Source organism: Methyloversatilis sp. S146-33 (genome assembly GCF_059552495.1).
Map to the genome: position 1 here is coordinate 204454 of NZ_JCANOT010000021.1, position 16186 is coordinate 220639.

At 67.5% G+C, this 16186-nt stretch carries 11 protein-coding genes; 1 reads left to right on the top strand and 10 read right to left on the bottom strand.

Annotation, left to right across the window (positions count from 1 at the left end; all coding sequences use genetic code 11):
- The 10 genes from AC51BJ_RS07215 to AC51BJ_RS07260 form a co-directional block, all read right to left on the bottom strand.
- Positions 1-1764: a PQQ-dependent dehydrogenase, methanol/ethanol family gene (locus AC51BJ_RS07215; RefSeq protein ID WP_496279777.1), complete on the bottom strand. Its 1764-nt coding sequence runs from the start codon at positions 1762-1764 to the stop codon at positions 1-3.
- A 351-nt stretch (positions 1765-2115) separates the two neighbouring features.
- The gene (locus AC51BJ_RS07220) at positions 2116-2925 is read right to left on the bottom strand and encodes an enoyl-CoA hydratase/isomerase family protein (RefSeq protein ID WP_496279778.1); all 810 of its coding nucleotides are present in this window, start codon (positions 2923-2925) and stop codon (positions 2116-2118) included.
- Between the two features lie 445 nt (positions 2926-3370).
- Positions 3371-4567 (bottom strand): acetyl-CoA C-acyltransferase, encoded by a 1197-nt coding sequence (locus tag AC51BJ_RS07225; protein WP_496279779.1) that lies wholly within the window; start codon positions 4565-4567, stop codon positions 3371-3373.
- A 13-nt stretch (positions 4568-4580) separates the two neighbouring features.
- On the bottom strand, positions 4581-6962 hold the full coding sequence (locus AC51BJ_RS07230) for a 3-hydroxyacyl-CoA dehydrogenase/enoyl-CoA hydratase family protein (RefSeq protein ID WP_496279780.1): 2382 nt from the start codon (positions 6960-6962) through the stop codon (positions 4581-4583).
- A gap of 71 nt (positions 6963-7033) precedes the next feature.
- Positions 7034-8344 carry an OmpP1/FadL family transporter gene (locus AC51BJ_RS07235; protein ID WP_496279781.1) on the bottom strand — a complete coding sequence of 437 codons (1311 nt, stop codon included), beginning with the start codon at positions 8342-8344 and terminating at the stop codon, positions 7034-7036.
- A gap of 72 nt (positions 8345-8416) precedes the next feature.
- Positions 8417-8818 (bottom strand): acyl-CoA thioesterase, encoded by a 402-nt coding sequence (locus AC51BJ_RS07240; protein ID WP_304001091.1) that lies wholly within the window; start codon positions 8816-8818, stop codon positions 8417-8419.
- Positions 8815-10782, bottom strand: coding sequence for a 3-hydroxyacyl-CoA dehydrogenase NAD-binding domain-containing protein (locus AC51BJ_RS07245; RefSeq protein WP_496279782.1), 1968 nt, complete (start codon positions 10780-10782; stop codon positions 8815-8817). Before AC51BJ_RS07245 ends, AC51BJ_RS07240 begins: the two co-directional genes overlap by 4 nt.
- Positions 10779-12062 carry an acetyl-CoA C-acetyltransferase gene (locus tag AC51BJ_RS07250; protein WP_430432878.1) on the bottom strand — a complete coding sequence of 428 codons (1284 nt, stop codon included), beginning with the start codon at positions 12060-12062 and terminating at the stop codon, positions 10779-10781. The genes AC51BJ_RS07245 and AC51BJ_RS07250 overlap by 4 nt, the downstream gene beginning before the upstream one ends.
- Before the next feature lie 9 nt (positions 12063-12071).
- On the bottom strand, positions 12072-14552 hold the full coding sequence (locus AC51BJ_RS07255; RefSeq protein ID WP_496279783.1) for an acyl-CoA dehydrogenase: 2481 nt from the start codon (positions 14550-14552) through the stop codon (positions 12072-12074).
- 91 nt (positions 14553-14643) lie between these two features.
- A complete protein-coding gene (locus AC51BJ_RS07260; protein WP_496279784.1) occupies positions 14644-15309 on the bottom strand; it encodes a TetR/AcrR family transcriptional regulator in 666 nt (221 codons plus the stop codon).
- Between the two features lie 469 nt (positions 15310-15778).
- Here AC51BJ_RS07260 and AC51BJ_RS07265 point away from each other — a divergent pair, with 469 nt between their 5' ends.
- The gene (locus AC51BJ_RS07265; RefSeq protein ID WP_430432875.1) at positions 15779-16147 is read left to right on the top strand and encodes a cupin domain-containing protein; all 369 of its coding nucleotides are present in this window, start codon (positions 15779-15781) and stop codon (positions 16145-16147) included.
- Positions 16148-16186: the final 39 nt, after the last annotated feature.

Here is a 16186-nt window from a genome sequence, read left to right on the forward strand (position 1 = left end):
TTACTCGGCGAGGCCGAAGATCATCATGCCGCCGCCGCGGTTCTGGTGCTTGAACAGCTCGTCATACACCAGCGGCCACAGGCTGCCGCCGCCCGGGCCATACACGATGGCCACGTACTGCTTGCCGTCGACGGTGAAGGTGGTCGGGTTGCCGTGGATGCCAGTGCCGACGTTGAAGCGCCACAGTGCCTCGCCGGTGTCGTCGCGCATCGCGTGGAACCAGCCCTCGGCGTCGCCGGCAAACACCACACCACCGGCGGTGGCCAGCATGCCGCTGGTGGCCGGCGTGCTCTGCGGACGCTGCCACACCAGTTCGCCGGTGGTGGCGTTGAACGCCTTGATGCCACCGGTGTAGGGATTGGCCTTCAGCACCTTGGACGACAGGAACCACTCGCCGCGCTTCCATTCCATCTTCTTGGCCTGGATGTCCATCGAGCTGTCGATGTAGGGCACGTAGAGCAGCTTGGTCTGCGGGCTGTAGGCCGCCGGGTGCCATTCCTTGCCGCCGTCGAGAATCGGCGCGATGTCCTTCACGATCTTGTCGTAGCCCGGCACCTTGTCCGGATTCACGATGGGCCGGCAGTTGTCGCCCCAGCTCTTGACCCAGTTCACACGCGCGATCGGCACCACCCAGTTGCATTTGCCGGTGGTGCGGTCGATCGAGTACAGGTGACCGTTGCGGTCGCCGTGCAGCCACACCTTGCGGCCCTTCTCGTCGTCCACCAGGATGGTTTCGTTATTGCCGTCGTAGTCCCAGGCGTCGTTCGGCGTGTACTGGAAGTGGTTCTTGATCTTGCCGGTACGCGCATCCATGATCAGCGTCGAGTTGCTGTACAGGTTGTCGCCCTTGCGCACGCTCGGATCGAAGTCCGGCGTCGGGTTGCCGACACCCCAGTAGATGGTGTTGGTCTTCGCATCGTAGTTGCCGGTCAGCCATGCCGACGAGCCCCCCGTGCGCCACGAGTCGTTGGCCCAGGTCTTGGCGTTCGGATCGTTGGCGTCGGTCGGCCGGGTAGTCGTCTGCCACACGATTTCGCCAGTATCCGGATCGAGCGCGGTGATCTTGCCGACGTTGCCGCCGACGTCGCCGCCCGAGTTGCCGACCACGATCTTGCCGTCGGCCACCAGCGGCATCGAGGTGTAGATCTCGCCGGTCGTGTAGTCGCCCAGCTTCTTCTCCCACACCACCTTGCCGGTCGTGTTGTTCAGCGCGACGACGTGAGTGTCCAGCGTCGCCATGTAGACCATGTCCTTGTACACGGCCACGCCGCGGTTCACCGCCTCGCAGCACAGGCGCGGGCCGAGGTCGCCCGGCAGCGAGCGCTCGTACTTCCAGATCATGCGGCCGGTCAGGCCATCGATCGAGAACACCTTGTTCTGGCTGGCGGTCACGTAGATGCGGCCATTCACCACCGTGGTCTGGCTGTCCTGCGCATCATTGACGCCGAAGGACAGGTTCCACTTCGGCACCAGCTTCTTCACGTTGTCCTGGGTCACCTGGCGCAGTTGCGAGAAGCGCGTGCCCTGGTAGTCCTTGCCGTAGTGCAGCCAGTTGTTGGCGTCCTTGTCGGCGTGGATGAGCATGTCGTCGCTGACGTAGTTCGGGCGCCACTTGAAAGTGGCTTCGAGCACGTTGATGCCGAGCGGGGGCTCCGGATCCTCAGCGTGGACGACGATCGGGGTGAGCAGCAGCGCTGCCAGCAGACTCCCTGCAACCGAACTCAATGCGCCGGGCCGCAGTGCGCGGCCGTTGTGCTTGTTCATCAGGCTTCCTCCGTTGTTGTGGATGCGCATGCCCGGTCACCGGCCCGGTTTTTATCGGCCGGTACCTGCGGAACTTCCTGCGTTCCGATGACACACGCAGGCATACGCCTGCAGCATTCGTGCCACTGAGGAGGTGCCAGATCGGTTACGGCGGAAATCGGGAACAGGCGGCGCTATCCGGCGAACGGGACGCCGACCCGCCGTTTTCAGGAGGTCGTCCCTGAGACAGTCGGAGGCGGGTGGATGAGACAGCTGTCTCGAAAAAAATGCGCTACAAATGTCGCAGCAAGGAAATCTTGAGAGGCATCGACCCGCGCCCGCGATGACGCGCGGCGCCCCCGACGCGTGTCTTCAGCGCCCCTCGAATTTCGGCGTGCGCCGTGCGATGAAGGCGGTCACCGCTTCGGCGAAATCCTGGGTCGCGGCGCAGCGCCCGAAGGCGGCGGCTTCGTCGGCCAGTTGCTGCGCCAGCGGCTGCCCCGACGTATTCAGAAGTCGCTTTATTTCCGCCCAGCCGTGGCGCGGCCCGCTCGCCAGTCGTTCGACCTCGGCTTCGACCGCGTCGTCGAACTCCGCCACCGTCACCACGCGCTCGACCAGCCCCAGCGCCTTCGCCTCGTGCGCGTCGAAACGGCGCGCGCTCCACATCAGCTCGCGCGCCCGGCGCTCGCCGAGAGCACGCACCAGGAAGTGCGACTGACCGCCGGCACCCGGCTGCGCGAGTCCGATGCCGGCGGTACTGAACACCGTGTCGTCGGCCGCGATGGCGATGTCGGATGCCAGCATCAGCGACAGTCCATAGCCGACGCAGTCGCCGCGCACCGCGGCCACTACCGGCTGGTGTGCATGACGCAGCGCGAGGATGACCGGGTTGACCCAGTTCTCGACCAGGGCACGAAAGGTCGCCAGGCGCGCCGGAGCGTCCAGCGGCAGACTTTGCGAAAACTCATGCACGTCGCCGCCGGCACTGAAGCTTGCCCCGTCGCCGCGCAGCAATAGCACGCGGCACTCTGGGTCGGGCAGCGCCCGCTCCACCGCCTCGCGCAATGACTGCATCATCGCCGTCGTGTAGGCGTTGCGCCGCGACGGGCGCGACATGGTAAGCGTGGCGACGCCACGTTCGAGCGTGCTCAGGATGTGGCCGGAATCGTTGGATGTCATCTGCAGGACAGTCTCAAGGAGGAAGGCGCGAGCTTATACCGCCGGCGGAAGCCTGAACTGAAGCCTGCAGTCCGCCACAGCCGCCTCGCGACCAACGGTCGCTCCCACAAGAGAGCATTCAACGCGCGCCGGAGGATCCGGGGTGTCGTGGGAGCGAGCTTGCTCGCGATAGCGGCCTGGACCGAAGTCTGCGGCCGGCCGACGCCGCGTCGCGGCCAAGGCCGCTCCCACAATAGAGCAGTCACCGCCCACCGCCGGAGCCGCGGTCCTGTGGGAGCGAGCTTGCTCGCGATGGCGACCTGGACCGAAGCCCGCGGCCTGCCAGCGCTGCGTCGCGGCCAAGGCCGCTCCCACAGAATCATCGGCGCGGGTCGTTGCCGAGGCCTCCTGTGAGAGCGGCCTTGGCCGCGACAGGGCCTTCACACCGGTGCCGTCGATGTTCCGCTCACACCTTCTCGAATATGCCGGCCGCACCCATGCCGGTGCCGATGCACATGGTCACCATGCCGGTGCGTGCCTCACCACGCTGCATCGCCGCGATGACGGTGGCGGTGCGGATAGCGCCGGTGGCGCCCAGCGGATGGCCGAGCGCGATGGCGCCGCCCAGCGGATTCACCTTCGACGGGTCGAGATCGAGCGTGCGCATGACGGCCAGCGCCTGGGCGGCGAAGGCCTCGTTCAGTTCGATCCAGTCAATATCGGCCTGCGCCATGCCGGCCTGTTTCAGTGCGCGCGGAATTGCCTCGACCGGGCCGACGCCCATGATTTCCGGCGGCACGCCGGCCACCGCGAAGCTGCGGAAGCGCGCGATCGGCGTCGCACCGGTGCGCTGCACCGCCGCCTCCGACATCAGCAGCACCGCCGCCGCGCCGTCCGACATCTGCGAACTGTTGCCTGCGGTGACCGAGCCGCGCGCGGCGAACACCGGCCGCAGCTTCGCCAGACCTTCGGTGCTGGAATCGGCGCGCGGGCCTTCGTCGGTATCGAACACGCGCTCGACGATGCGCACCGTATTGCTCGCCAGATCGGGCAGATGGCTGCGCACCGTGTAGGGCAGGATCTCACCGGCGAAACGGCCGGCAGCGATTGCCGCCAGCGCCTTCTGGTGTGACGCGAGCGCGAAGGCGTCCTGGTCCTCGCGCGACACCGCGTACTTGTGCGCCACCTTCTCGGCGGTGAGGCCCATGCCGTAGGCAATGGCCACGTTCTCCGGCGACTCGAAGGCGCGCGGATTCACCGTCACCTTGTTGCCCATCATGGTGGGCATTACCGTCATCGACTCGGTGCCCGCGCCGATGGCGATGTCGCACTGGCCGGTCATGATCTTCAACGCCGCGTCAGCCACCGCGTTGAGCCCGCTGGCGCAGAAGCGGTTCACCGTGACGCCCGGCACCGACACCGGGAAACCGGCCAGCAGCAGGCCGATGCGGGCGACATTCATGCCCTGCTCGGCTTCCGGCATCGCGCAGCCGACCACCACGTCGCCGATGTCGTTCAGGTCGAACTCGGGCACCGACTCGACCACGCCGCGCAGTGCATGCGCCAGCATGTCGTCCGGCCGCACGTGGCGGAAGGCGCCGCCCTTCTTCGCCACCGCCGTGCGTTTGGCGGCGACGATGTAGGCATCCTGTATCTGTTTCATCGCGAATCTCCCGTCAGTTCCGCAGCGGCTTGCCGGTGTCCATCATGTGCGCGATGCGCGCCTGTGTTTCCTTCGTCTTCAGCAGATCGACGAACAGCGCGCGCTCGACTTCGAGCAGCCACTGTTCGTTCACCCGCGCGCCGGTCTCGATGTCACCGCCGCACAGCGCGGTCGCCGATGCGTGGGCGACGCGGTAGTCGTGCGCGGAAATCAGGCCGCCCTCGCGCATGTTCACCAGCATCATGTCCAGCGTGGCGATGCCGCTGCGGCCGGCCACCGGAATATCGACCGCCGGCAGCGGCGGCCGCCAGGCGCTGTCGGCCATCGCCACCGCGTTGCGACGGGCCACGTGCAGCAGCTCACTGGCGTGCATGACGACCACGTCGTCCTGCTTCAGCAGGCCCAGTTCCTGCGCATGGCGCGCGCTCTTCGATACGTTCGCCATGGCGATGGTCTGGAACACGGACTGCAGGAAATTCATCGGGTCCTTCGTCGCCGAAGCCTCGGCCGCACGGGCGGCGCGGATGGCGAATTCCTTGCAGCCGCCGCCAGCCGGGATCAGGCCCACGCCCGCTTCGACCAGGCCGATATAGCTTTCCAGCGCCACCACCGCGCGCGGTGAATGCATGACGAATTCGCAGCCGCCACCGAGCGCCATGCTCTGCACCGCGGTGATCACCGGCACCTGGGCGTACTTGATCGCCATCGATGCCTGCTGGAAGTCGTTGATCACGCGTTCCAGCGTCACGAAGTCGCCCGCTTCGAGCACCGGGCGGATCTGCTTCAGATTGGCGCCGACCGAGAACGGCCCTTGCGGCTGCCAGATCACCAGGCCGTCGAAATCGCGTTCGGCGCGCGCGATCGCTTCGCGGATGCCATCGAGCACCTTCGGCCCGACGCAGGACATGCGGCTCTTGAAGGACAGCACCGGCACCCGCTCGCCGTCGGCGTCGTCCAGCGTCCACAGCCGCACCTCCTCGCCTTCCCACACGGTGTGCGTCGCGCGCGGCACTTCGGCCAGCACGCGCTCGGGGAAGAGCTGGCGCGGCGATACGCTGCGCGCCTCCAGTTTCGCGGCCGAGGCCGACCACGAACCGGCCGCTTCGTGCACGCCGTGGCGTTCGAACACCCAGGCCGGCAGCGGCGCATCCGACATCGCACGGCCGGCCGCGATGTCCTCGCGCAACCAGCTGGCGACCTGCTGCCAGCCGGCGCCCTGCCAGGTTTCGAACGGGCCGGCGCTCCAGCCGAAGCCCCAGCGCATCGCGAAGTCGACGTCGCGCGCGTTGTGCGCGATGTCGCCCAGATGGACGGCGACGTAATGAAACACGTCGCGGAAGATGGACCACAGGAACTGCGCCTGCGGATGCTCGCTGGCACGCAGCGCGGCCAGCTTCATCGCCGGATCGCGCTCCGCGAGGATGGCCTGCACCTCGTCGGCAATGGCGCCGGCTGCGTCGCGGTAGTCCTGCTGCGCGAGGTCGAGCACCTTGATCGCCTTGCCGTCCTTGCGATAGACGCCGGCCTTCGTCTTCTGGCCGAGCGCACCGCGCTCGACCAGTGCGGCCAGCCAGGCCGGCGCGACGTAATGACGATGCCAGGGGTCGCCCTGCAGGTTGTCGGTCATGGTCTTGACGACGTGCAGCAGCGTGTCGAGGCCGACCACGTCGGCGGTGCGGTAGGTGGCCGACTTCGGCCGGCCGATGACCGGGCCGGTCAGCGCGTCGACCTCGTCGAAACCGAGGCCCAGCCGGGTGGTGTGGTGCATCGCCGCCAGCATCGAAAACACGCCGATGCGGTTGGCGACGAAGTTGGGCGTGTCGAGCGCGCGCACCACGTTCTTGCCCAGCGTCGTGGTGAGGAAATCCTCCAGCCGGTCGAGCAGCGCAGCGTCGGTGCCGCGCGCCGGAATCAGTTCGACCAGCGCCATGTACCGCGGCGGATTGAAGAAATGCACGCCGCAGAAACGGCTGCGCATCGCTTCCGGACAACCGTCGGCCAGCGCGTTGATCGACAGGCCGGAGGTGTTGGTGGCGAAGATCGCATCGCTGCGCAGGTGCGGCGCCACCTTGGCGTACAGGCCGTGCTTCCAGTCCATGCGCTCGGCGATCGCTTCGATCACCAGATCGCAGTCGGCCAGTCGCGCCGCGTCGCGGTCGTAGTTCGCCACTTCGATATGGGCGGCGCGGTCGGCGGTGGCCAGCGGCGCCGGTTCGAGCTTCTTCAGGCCGGCGATCGCGCGCTTCACGATGGCGTCGGGGTCACCCTCCTTCGCGGCGAGGTCGAACAGGATGACGGGGACGTTCGCGTTGGCGCAGTGGGCGGCGATCTGCGCGCCCATCACGCCGGCGCCCAGTACGGCGACGCGACGGATGCGGAATCTGGAGGATGTCACGATGCGGACTCCCGGGAGAGGCGGTCCGGCCGCGCGCAGCGACCGGACCGGGTACGACAGGAAGGACGGGATCAGAAGCGGGTCGAGTACTGCACGCCGAGGATGTCGACCGAGTTCTCGTACTCGCCGACCAGCGTGCCCTTAAGCAGCGCGCTGCCACCGTCGTTGTTCACCTTCGCGTCCTTAACGAACAGATGGGCGTAGCCGACGTCGACCGCCGAGGTCGCATTCGGGCGCCACTGCAGGCCCAGCGACAGCCACACGCGGTCCTCGTCCGGCACGCGCGGCAGACGCGTGGTATCGCGCACCGGCGTCTGGTCCCAGGCCAGGCCGAACTTCAGACTCAGCGCGTCGGTGTAGGCATAGGTGCCGCCGAAAGCGACGCGCCAGGTGTCGCGCCAGCGCAGTTCTTCGGTCGTCACGTTGACGCCATCCACCCGGTTCACCGTCAGATCCTGGAGCGTTGACCAGCCGGTCCAGCTGATGTCACCGAGCATCGTCCAGCGATCGGATATCTTCTGTGCGACGCTGAACGTCGCCGTATCCGGCAACTCGACATCGGCGGTCACATCGCCGCCACGCCCTGCGTTCAAGGCCGTCGCCACGATGTTGCCGGTCGCATTCAGGCCGGTGAAGCGGGCCGTGCCCTCGAGCTTGTAGTCCATCTTCGAACGGTAGGCTGCGCCGAGGCGGGTGGTATCCGACACCTGCCACATCAGACCCGCGTTCCAGCCCCAGGCGGTGTCATCACCCTTGATCCGGCCGCTGGCGAGCGATCCGGCCAGGCCTGGATTGGTCACGAGATTGGTCAGGTCGGCATCGATGCGCTGGAAATTCACGCCGACGCCGATGGACAGCACGTCGTTCACCTTGAAGGCGATCGACGGATTGATGTTGACGGTCTTGATTTCGGACTTCACGGCATGGAAACGCCCGACCCAGTCAGCACCGTATTCCGTCTTCAGGCCGAACGGCGCGCCAACGCCAAGACCTGCGAACAGGCGGTCAGTCAGCTGCCAGCTCATATAGCCAGCAGGAATGGCCGCCCAGTCACCGGCGTCGCCGCCGTTACCGCCGATACCCTGGCCCGGAGGCACCGTGGATCCCTGGTTGTCGAACTTGGCCGAAGGCCGTACCAGGTCGACCGAGAATGCCACATTGCGCCCGGGCAGCAGCGTCATGCCGGCCGGGTTGAAGAACACCGTGCTGGCGTCCTCGGCGACCGCCGCGCTGCCGGCATAGGCGTTACCGAGGCCGCTCGCATTGCCTTCGAGCAGCTGGAAGGCGGCGGCGTGGCTGGCGGTCGAGCCGAAGGCGCCGATCGCCAGGGCCAGAACCTTCATCGTGGCACCGTGGCTGCGGCGCTGTTTCGTCTGCGTCATGACTCCTCCTCTGTGCGTCGTAAATGGTGCTGCGATCACGGCGTGTCCCTGCACAGGGCACACCGAATACTGTCAGGACTGTTCGGGCGCGATCAGTCGCTTGCTGCCGTCCTCGTTCACCGCGACATAGGTGAGCTGCGCCGAGGCGACCTTCAGGATCTTCACACTGTCATAGCCGGTTTCTGCGTAGACGTCGACATCGACCGTGATCGACGTGGTGCCGACGCGCGCGACGCGCGAGTAGAAGGACACGAGGTACTGCGTCGTGATCGGCTGCAGGAAAACGAATGAATTGACCGCCACCGTCACCACGCGGCAACGCGTGCGGCGCATCGCCGCGATCGATCCGGCGACGTCGACCTGCGACATGACCCAGCCGCCGAAGATGTCGCCGGCGGCATTGATGTCGCGCGGCATGGGCAGCATGCGCAGCGCCGGTTGTTCTTCTGGAAGGTGTTCGATGTTCTGGCTCATGGATGACTCTGATGTTGCATTGCGGAAACCGCATGATAGTGCAGCGGTCCGCCGGTATACGGGGCGAAGCCGGCGCCGAAGATGAGGCCGGCGTCCGCCAGATCGGCATCGGCCACCACGCCCTGCTCGACGCAGCGGCGTGTGACCCGGATCAGCGGCTCGATCAGCCGCGCCGCCAGTCCCGCCGGTACGGTGGCTGCGCCGGTGCGCACCGGTCGGCCATCCTTCCAGACGTAGAAGCCCTGCCCGCTCTTGCAACCGAGGTGCCCGGCATCCACCCGCTGCTGCAGGCAGGTCGGCGCCGTTGCGCCGCCGGTCAGCCGGGCGCCGGCGGCCATCGCGATGTCCAGACCCACGGTATCGGCCAGTTCGATCGGACCCATCGCCATGCCGAAATCGAGCGCCGCGCGATCAACCACCTCAGGCGACATCCCTTCGTCGACGCACCTCATCGCTTCGAGCATGTAGGGTCCGAGCACCGCATTGACCAGAAAGCCTGGCGCGCTGGCCACCGGCAGCGGCAGCTTGTCGAGCGCGCCGACGAAGGCCGCGGCGCGCTGCACTGCGAGCTCGAAACTGTCGGCGCCGCGCACCACTTCGACCAGAGGCATCTTCGCCACGGGATTGAAGAAATGGATACCGACCAGCCGGCCGGGCACGTGCAGGGCGTGCGCGATATCTTCGATGCGCAGGCTGGAGGTATTGGTGGCGAGCAAGGCGTCGTGCTTCGCGCGCCGCTCGACGTCTGCGAGCAGCGCCTGCTTGGCGCCGAGATCCTCGTAGATGGCTTCGATGATCAGGTCGGCACCGGCGACGCCGGCGCCGGTCGGGTCCGGAATCAGCCGGTCGAGCGCGGCGCGCAGCGCAGTGCGGTCGCGACGGAACTTGCGGGCGAAGGCCTTCGCCGCCCGCTGCATCGCCGGCGCGATGCGCGCCAGCCCATTGTCCTGCAGCGTCACATGGAAACCGCGCAGTGCGCACCAGGCGGCGATGTCACCACCCATGACGCCGGCGCCAATGACGTGCACGCGACGCACCGGCGGCAGCGTTGTCGCATCGGTCTTGGCGAAGCCGCGCAGCCGCTCGCGCAGGTGATAGACGCGCTGCAGGTTGGGCGTGGTCGGGTGGGCCACCAGTGCCGCCATCGACGCCGGGTGATCGGCCGGCACCGCCAGCGCATTGCCGCCGAAGTCGCGCCACATTTCTACGATGGCGTAGGGCGCCGGGTAATGCTCACGGCGCGCCTTCTTCGCCACCCCTGCGAGCGCCTTCTTCGCCACCATGCCACGCAGCGGACCGAGCAGCAGGCGCTGCAACAGCGGCAGCGGGCGGCGCGGCGGATCTGCCAGCACACGGGCGCGGGCGTGCTCGCGCATCAGCCGCGCCGGCGCGATCTCGTCGACCAGGCCGGCCGCCTTCGCCCGCTTCGCGTCGAGTGCGCGGCCGGTGAGCATCATGTCCAACGCGGCCGGCGCGCCGATGCGCTGCGGCAGCCGCAGCATGCCGCCCCAGCCGGGCACGATGCCGAGCAGCACTTCGGGCAGCGCGAAGCGGGTGCCCGGTTCGTCCACCGCGACGATGTGGCGACAGGCCAGCGACAGTTCGGTGCCGCCGCCGACACAGAAGCCGCGCACCAGTGCGCAGGTCGGGTAACGCACGGCGGCCAGCCGGTTGAACAGGTTCCAGCCGCGGCCGACGATGTCGCGCGCGCCGGCTTCGTCCGTCACCGCACCGAATTCGCCGATGTCGGCACCGGCGATGAAGCCGCTCGTCTTACCGGACAGGATGACCAGCGCGCGCGGTGGCGCGGCGTCGAAGGCGTCGAGCACCAGGCCCAGTTCGCGCATCGCCTCGCCGGACAGCGTGTTCACGTTCTCGCCGGCGCGGTCGAACACGAGCCAGACGAGATTGTCGTCATCACGCTCGATGCGCCAGTGCTTCAGATCGCTTGCATGCACGCTCATGCGGTTTCCACCAGCATCGCGCCACCCTGTCCGCCGCCGATGCAGATCGACGCCATGCCGCGGCCACCGCCGCGGCGCTTCAGCACGTGCAGCAGATGCAGCACGATGCGGGCACCACTGGCGCCGACCGGGTGGCCGATCGCGATGGCCCCGCCGTCGACGTTGAGGCGTCGTTCGTCCAGCGTACCGAGCGCATGTGACAGCCCGAGCTGTTCGCGGCAATAGCTGTCGCTCTTCCACGCCTCGATGCAGGCGATGACCTGGGCGGCGAAGGCTTCGTTGATCTCCCAGGCGTCGAGGTCATTCAGCGCCAGGCCGTGGCGCTGCAGGATGGGCGTCGCCGCATGCACCGGGCCCAGCCCCATCTGCGCCGGATCAAGCGCCGCCCACTGCACGTCGAGGATGCGGCCGAGCGGCTTCAGGCCGTACTGATCGACGGCCTTCTGCGACGCGAGCAGCAGCCAGCTCGCGCCGTCGGTCACCTGCGAACTGTTGCCGGCGGTGATGTGGCCGTGCTTGCGGTCGAACACCGGGCGCAGCTTTGCCAGCCGCTCGACCGACGAGTCGCGGCGCATGCCGTCGTCCTCGGCGTAGAGCTTTCCGTCGCGGTCGGTCAGCGGCACGATTTCGCCGAAGCAGCCTTCGTCGAGCGCGCGGGCTGTGCGCTGGTGCGAGCGCATGGCGTAGAAGTCCATCTGCGTGCGGCTGATGCCGAACCGCGCTGCAAGGTTCTCGGCGGTCTGGCCCATGTTCAGGCCGATCACCGGATCGGTCAGCCCCTTGATCAGGCCGATTACCGGCGCCAGCATCGCCGGCCTGAACTTCGTGATCAGCGACGCGCGCTGACCCAAGGTCTTCGCCGCGTACCACTGCGACAGCCAGCGCACCATCGCGTCGGAGAACAAGAGATGGGCGCGCGACAGCGCATCGACACCGCCGGCCAGCACCAGGTCGGCGCGACCGCGCTGGATGTTGGCGAGGCCGGAATCGAGCGCCTGCATGCCGCTGGCGCAATTGCGCATCACCGTCCAGCCCGGCACGCGGTCGCCGCAGCCCATGCGCAGCGCGGCGATGCGGCCGATGTTCGCTTCGTCGGCAGACGGCGCGGCGCAACCGAGAATGACTTCGTCGAGCTGATCCGGCCGGAAGAGCTGGCGCGCCAGTAGCGCGTTGCCGGCCGCCACCGCGAGGTCGGCGGCCGCGAACGGACCGGGTGCGTTGCGCGACTTCAGGAACGGGGTGCGCGCCCCATCGACGACGAATACGTCAGGAAACGACATGGCCAGTCCTCAGGCGGCGAGCGCGGTGACGTTGCGCGCTTCGGCCGGGGTCGCGGGCACGGCGTCGGCGCCGAAGTCCTGCGCGAAATCGTCCACCTTGACCACGCGGTCGCGCAGTTCGTCGCGGCGCGTGACCAGCGCGAATTCCTGCGCGTCGATGACGCCGGCTTCGAAGGCGGCGCGCATCATGCCCGGCCCGCGCGCCTTCAGATCGCCGCGCTTCTGCGCCGCGCGCACCTTGGCTTCGATCGCCTCGGCCGCCACCGTCGCCTTCAGCGCATGCTCGATGGCACCGACCGCGTCGTGTTCGTCCTGCGGCACGTACATGTCGGCGGTCAGTCGGTCGCGCGTCGCCGACGGCTCGATCAGCAGCTTCGCCACCTCGCCGCCGAGGCGGTCCGACGGCACCACGTAGGGCCGGCCGAGCGGGAAGATGAGGCGGCGCAGCAGCATGCCGATCAGGCGGTTCGGGAAATTCGAAATGACGCCTTCGAACGCGGTCTGCGCATGGAACAGGGCGTCCCAGATCGCCCAGTGCATCAGCGGCGCGTCGGCGGCCTGGCGGCCTTCGGCCTCGTAGCGCTTCAGCGTGGCCGAGCACAGATACATCAGCGACAGGATGTCGCCCAGCCGCGCCGACAGCTTCTCCTTGCGCTTCAGGTCGCCACCCATCGTCAACATGGCCGCGTCGGCGATAAAAGCGAAGGCGGTCGAGAAGCGGGTGAGCTGCTGGTAGTAGCGCCGTGTTTCCGGCGCCACATTGCCCGGCACGCCGACCCAGTGCGAACCGGTCAGACCGGTGATCAGCGTGCGCACCGCATTGCTCACCGTATAGCCGATGTGGGCGAACAGCGCGTCGTCGAATTCCTTGAGTGCTTCCGGCGTGTCGTCGGCCAGCGCGGCGCGCATTTCGCGCAGCACGTAGGGATGGCAGCGGATGGCGCCCTGGCCGAAGATGATGAGGCTGCGCGTCAGGATGTTCGCGCCTTCGACCGTGATGCCGATCGGAATCTGCTGGTAGGCGCGACCGAGGAAGTTCGACGGGCCAAGGCAGATGCCCTTGCCACCGAGGATGTCCATCCCGTCATTGACGACGATGCGGGCGCGTTCGGTGATGTGGTACTTGACGATGGCCGACACCACCGACGGCTTCTCGCCGAGGTCGATGGCGGACGCGGTCATTCGGCGGGCGGCGTCCATCATGTAGAGGTGGCCGCCGATGCGCGCCAACGGTTCCTGTATGCCTTCGAAGCGGCCGATCGCCGTCTTGAACTGGCTGCGCACACGCGCATAGCCACCGACCGCGCGCGCGGTGAGCTTGGCCATGCCGGTGTTGGAGGCGGGCAGCGAGATCGAGCGGCCGGCAGCCAGGCACTCCATCAGCATGCGCCAGCCCTGGCCGGCCATCGCCGGGCCGCCGATGATCCACTCCAGAGGCATGAACACGTCGCGCCCCCAGTTCGGACCGTTCTGGAATACCGCGTTGAGCGGGAAGTGGCGGCGACCGATCTGCACGCCCGGGTGGTCGGTCGGAATCAGCGCGCAGGTGATGCCGATGTCTTCGGTGTCGCCGAGCAGGTGGTCGGGGTCGTACAGGCGGAAAGCCAGGCCGAGCAGCGTGGCGACCGGGCCCAGCGTGATGTAGCGCTTGTCCCAGGTCACGCGCATGCCCAGCACCTCGCGGCCCTCATGTATGCCGCGGCAGACGATGCCGTAGTCGGGAATCGACGCCGCATCCGACCCCGCCTGCGGGCTGGTCAGCGCAAAGCACGGAATCTCCAGCCCCTTGGCGAGACGCGGCAGGTAGTGGTCCTTCTGCGCGTCGGTACCGTAGTGCAGCAGCAGTTCAGCCGGGCCGAGTGAATTCGGCACCATCACCGTCACCGCGGACGCCGAGCAGCGCGTCGACAGCTTGGTGACGATCTGCGAATGCGCCCAGGCCGAGAATTCCTTGCCGCCGTATTTCTTCGGAATGATGAGGCCGAGGAAGCCCTTGTCCTTGATGTACTGCCAGGTCTCGGGCGGCAGGTCTTTCAGCTCGTGCGAGATGCGCCAGTCGTCTGACAGGCGGCACAGCTCGTCGACCTCGTTGTCGAGGAAGGACTGTTCTTCGGCACTCAGTTTCGGTTCCGGGTAGGCGTGTAACTTTTGCCAGTCGGGATGCCCGCGGAACAGTTCGCCTTCCCACCAGACGGTGCCCGCTTCGAGCGCGATGCGTTCGGTATCCGACATCGGCGGCAGGATGTTGCGGTACACCGCCAGCAGCGGCCGCGAGATCAGTGCGCGGCGGAGCGGCACCAGATTCAGCAGCAGCGCCGGAATGCCGACCAGCACGGCGGCGGTGACGCTGGCGGCGACCGTCCAGTCGAAATGCAGCGCCGCAGCGACCAGCCAGGCGGCGAGCGCCGCGGTGATCAGCAGCAGTGGCACCCGCATGTAGGCCAGCGCGATCAAGCCCAGCGGCAACAGCAGAAGAAGCGTCCAGGTCATGTGTATCTCCTCGTCCGGTCATGCTGCTGCGATACGCGCGCACGGCGCTTATGTCCGCAGTCTAGTTGCAATCGTCCGGGCTTTCGCCCCATCAGTTCGATTCCGGCAACGGCGCACGCAGGCCGCCGAGCAGGAAACTCATCAATCGCGGCACCATGCGCGCCATCGCGTCGGGCTCGTCGATCTGCACGCCGGTCATCACCTGCAGCGTGTCGATGCCGGATACCGCGTAAGACATGGCGCCGAACATGAAATGCAGGCGCCACACGATGTCCTCGACCGGCACCGCCGGCAGCGCCCGGCTCAGGGCGTCGCGATAGCGGCCGATCACCGGCGCGTACTCGGTCGCCAGGCACTCGCGCACCACCGCCGACGGCTCGGTGAAGGTGCGGCCCAGCAGGCGCATGAATTCGCGTCCCTGTTCGCTCTGCGCCGCCAGCGCCAGCGAACCGCTGAAGAAGCATTCGACGATCACCCTCGCCTTCACCGGCGCCCCACCGGCGGCGGCTTCCGCGTCGTCGAGCGCCTGCATGCGCAGCGCGTTCAGGGGACGTAGCCCGCGCAGCAGCACTTCCTGCACCAGCACGTCCTTCGAGCCGAAGTGATAATTGACCGCCGCCAGATTGACGCTGGCCGTGGTCGTGATCATCCTCATCGAGGTCGCCTCGAAACCGTGGGCGGCAAACAGCGACTGCGCCGCGTCGAGGATGCGAGTGCGCGTTTCGATCACGGAAGGTCGGTTGCGGCGGGCGTCCATGGCGTGAAGCACGGCCTCATGTTCAAACGTTCGTTTGAATCTAGACCTTTGAATGTCGTCTGTCAATCTTGCACCGCCGCATTGAGGCAGAACGCGCGCAGCTACCTCTTTCGGGGCATTGCCCTGCCCCGCCCCCGCTCGAATAATCCTGAAAACCTCAGTTGATCGGCGTCGTGGGTGCGGTTGGCGGGGTGCACGGCAAGGCGCGAGGACGCGGCAGGATGGCTCCCTGCAAGGACGAGCAACGCGGCCGGGCGCACCGCCGGCCGTGCACGCGACTTCGAAGCGGTCTCACCCGGAGGGTGAGCGATGCAAACCGAGCAACGTCCTTAATGGGCAGGGCTTTCAACCTCACGGCAAGCGGTCAACTGAGGTTTTCAGGATTATCCGCCCTCCACATCGCGCATCCGCTGACCGGCACGAGGCCGGCGCCGCACGGACGCGCAGCGACATGAACAGGAGGTCTCTGATGCCGGACGCACCGGTGAAATATCCGAAACAGCCACTGGTCGCCGACGGCGGACCGGGCGTGCACTGGATCACCCGCCCCGACCCGCAGGGCTGGACCGCGCCGGTGCTGATGGAGTGGGAACTGCGCGGCGAAACGTGGACCGACGAGCACGCGCACGACGAATACGCCTACGTGCTCGAAGGCCGGCTGTTCGTCGAATCGGCTGGGGTGACGGTCGAAGCGACCGCCGGCGACACCGTCTGCGTGCGCGGCGGTTCGGTCGGCCGCTACTACGCGCCCGAGTACGCGCGCATCCTCGGCATCTACGGCCCCAACCCCGCGGGCGGCGGCACCCGGCTGCTCGGCTTCGGCAAGCTGACCGACTGAGACACGACGGGCAGCCGGCGCGCGCCTGATAGCATCGGC

Excerpts from the sequence above, each read along its gene's own strand:
- AC51BJ_RS07215 (WP_496279777.1), bottom strand. The coding sequence starts at position 1,764 with ATGAACAAGCACAACGGCCGCGCACTGCGGCCCGGCGCATTGAGTTCG.
- AC51BJ_RS07220 (WP_496279778.1), bottom strand. The coding sequence starts at position 2,925 with ATGACATCCAACGATTCCGGCCACATCCTGAGCACGCTCGAACGTGGC.
- AC51BJ_RS07225 (WP_496279779.1), bottom strand. The coding sequence starts at position 4,567 with ATGAAACAGATACAGGATGCCTACATCGTCGCCGCCAAACGCACGGCG.
- AC51BJ_RS07235 (WP_496279781.1), bottom strand. The coding sequence starts at position 8,344 with ATGACGCAGACGAAACAGCGCCGCAGCCACGGTGCCACGATGAAGGTT.
- AC51BJ_RS07240 (WP_304001091.1), bottom strand. The coding sequence starts at position 8,818 with ATGAGCCAGAACATCGAACACCTTCCAGAAGAACAACCGGCGCTGCGC.
- AC51BJ_RS07245 (WP_496279782.1), bottom strand. The coding sequence starts at position 10,782 with ATGAGCGTGCATGCAAGCGATCTGAAGCACTGGCGCATCGAGCGTGAT.
- AC51BJ_RS07250 (WP_430432878.1), bottom strand. The coding sequence starts at position 12,062 with ATGTCGTTTCCTGACGTATTCGTCGTCGATGGGGCGCGCACCCCGTTC.
- AC51BJ_RS07255 (WP_496279783.1), bottom strand. The coding sequence starts at position 14,552 with ATGACCTGGACGCTTCTTCTGCTGTTGCCGCTGGGCTTGATCGCGCTG.
- AC51BJ_RS07260 (WP_496279784.1), bottom strand. The coding sequence starts at position 15,309 with ATGGACGCCCGCCGCAACCGACCTTCCGTGATCGAAACGCGCACTCGC.
- AC51BJ_RS07265 (WP_430432875.1), top strand. The coding sequence starts at position 15,779 with ATGCCGGACGCACCGGTGAAATATCCGAAACAGCCACTGGTCGCCGAC.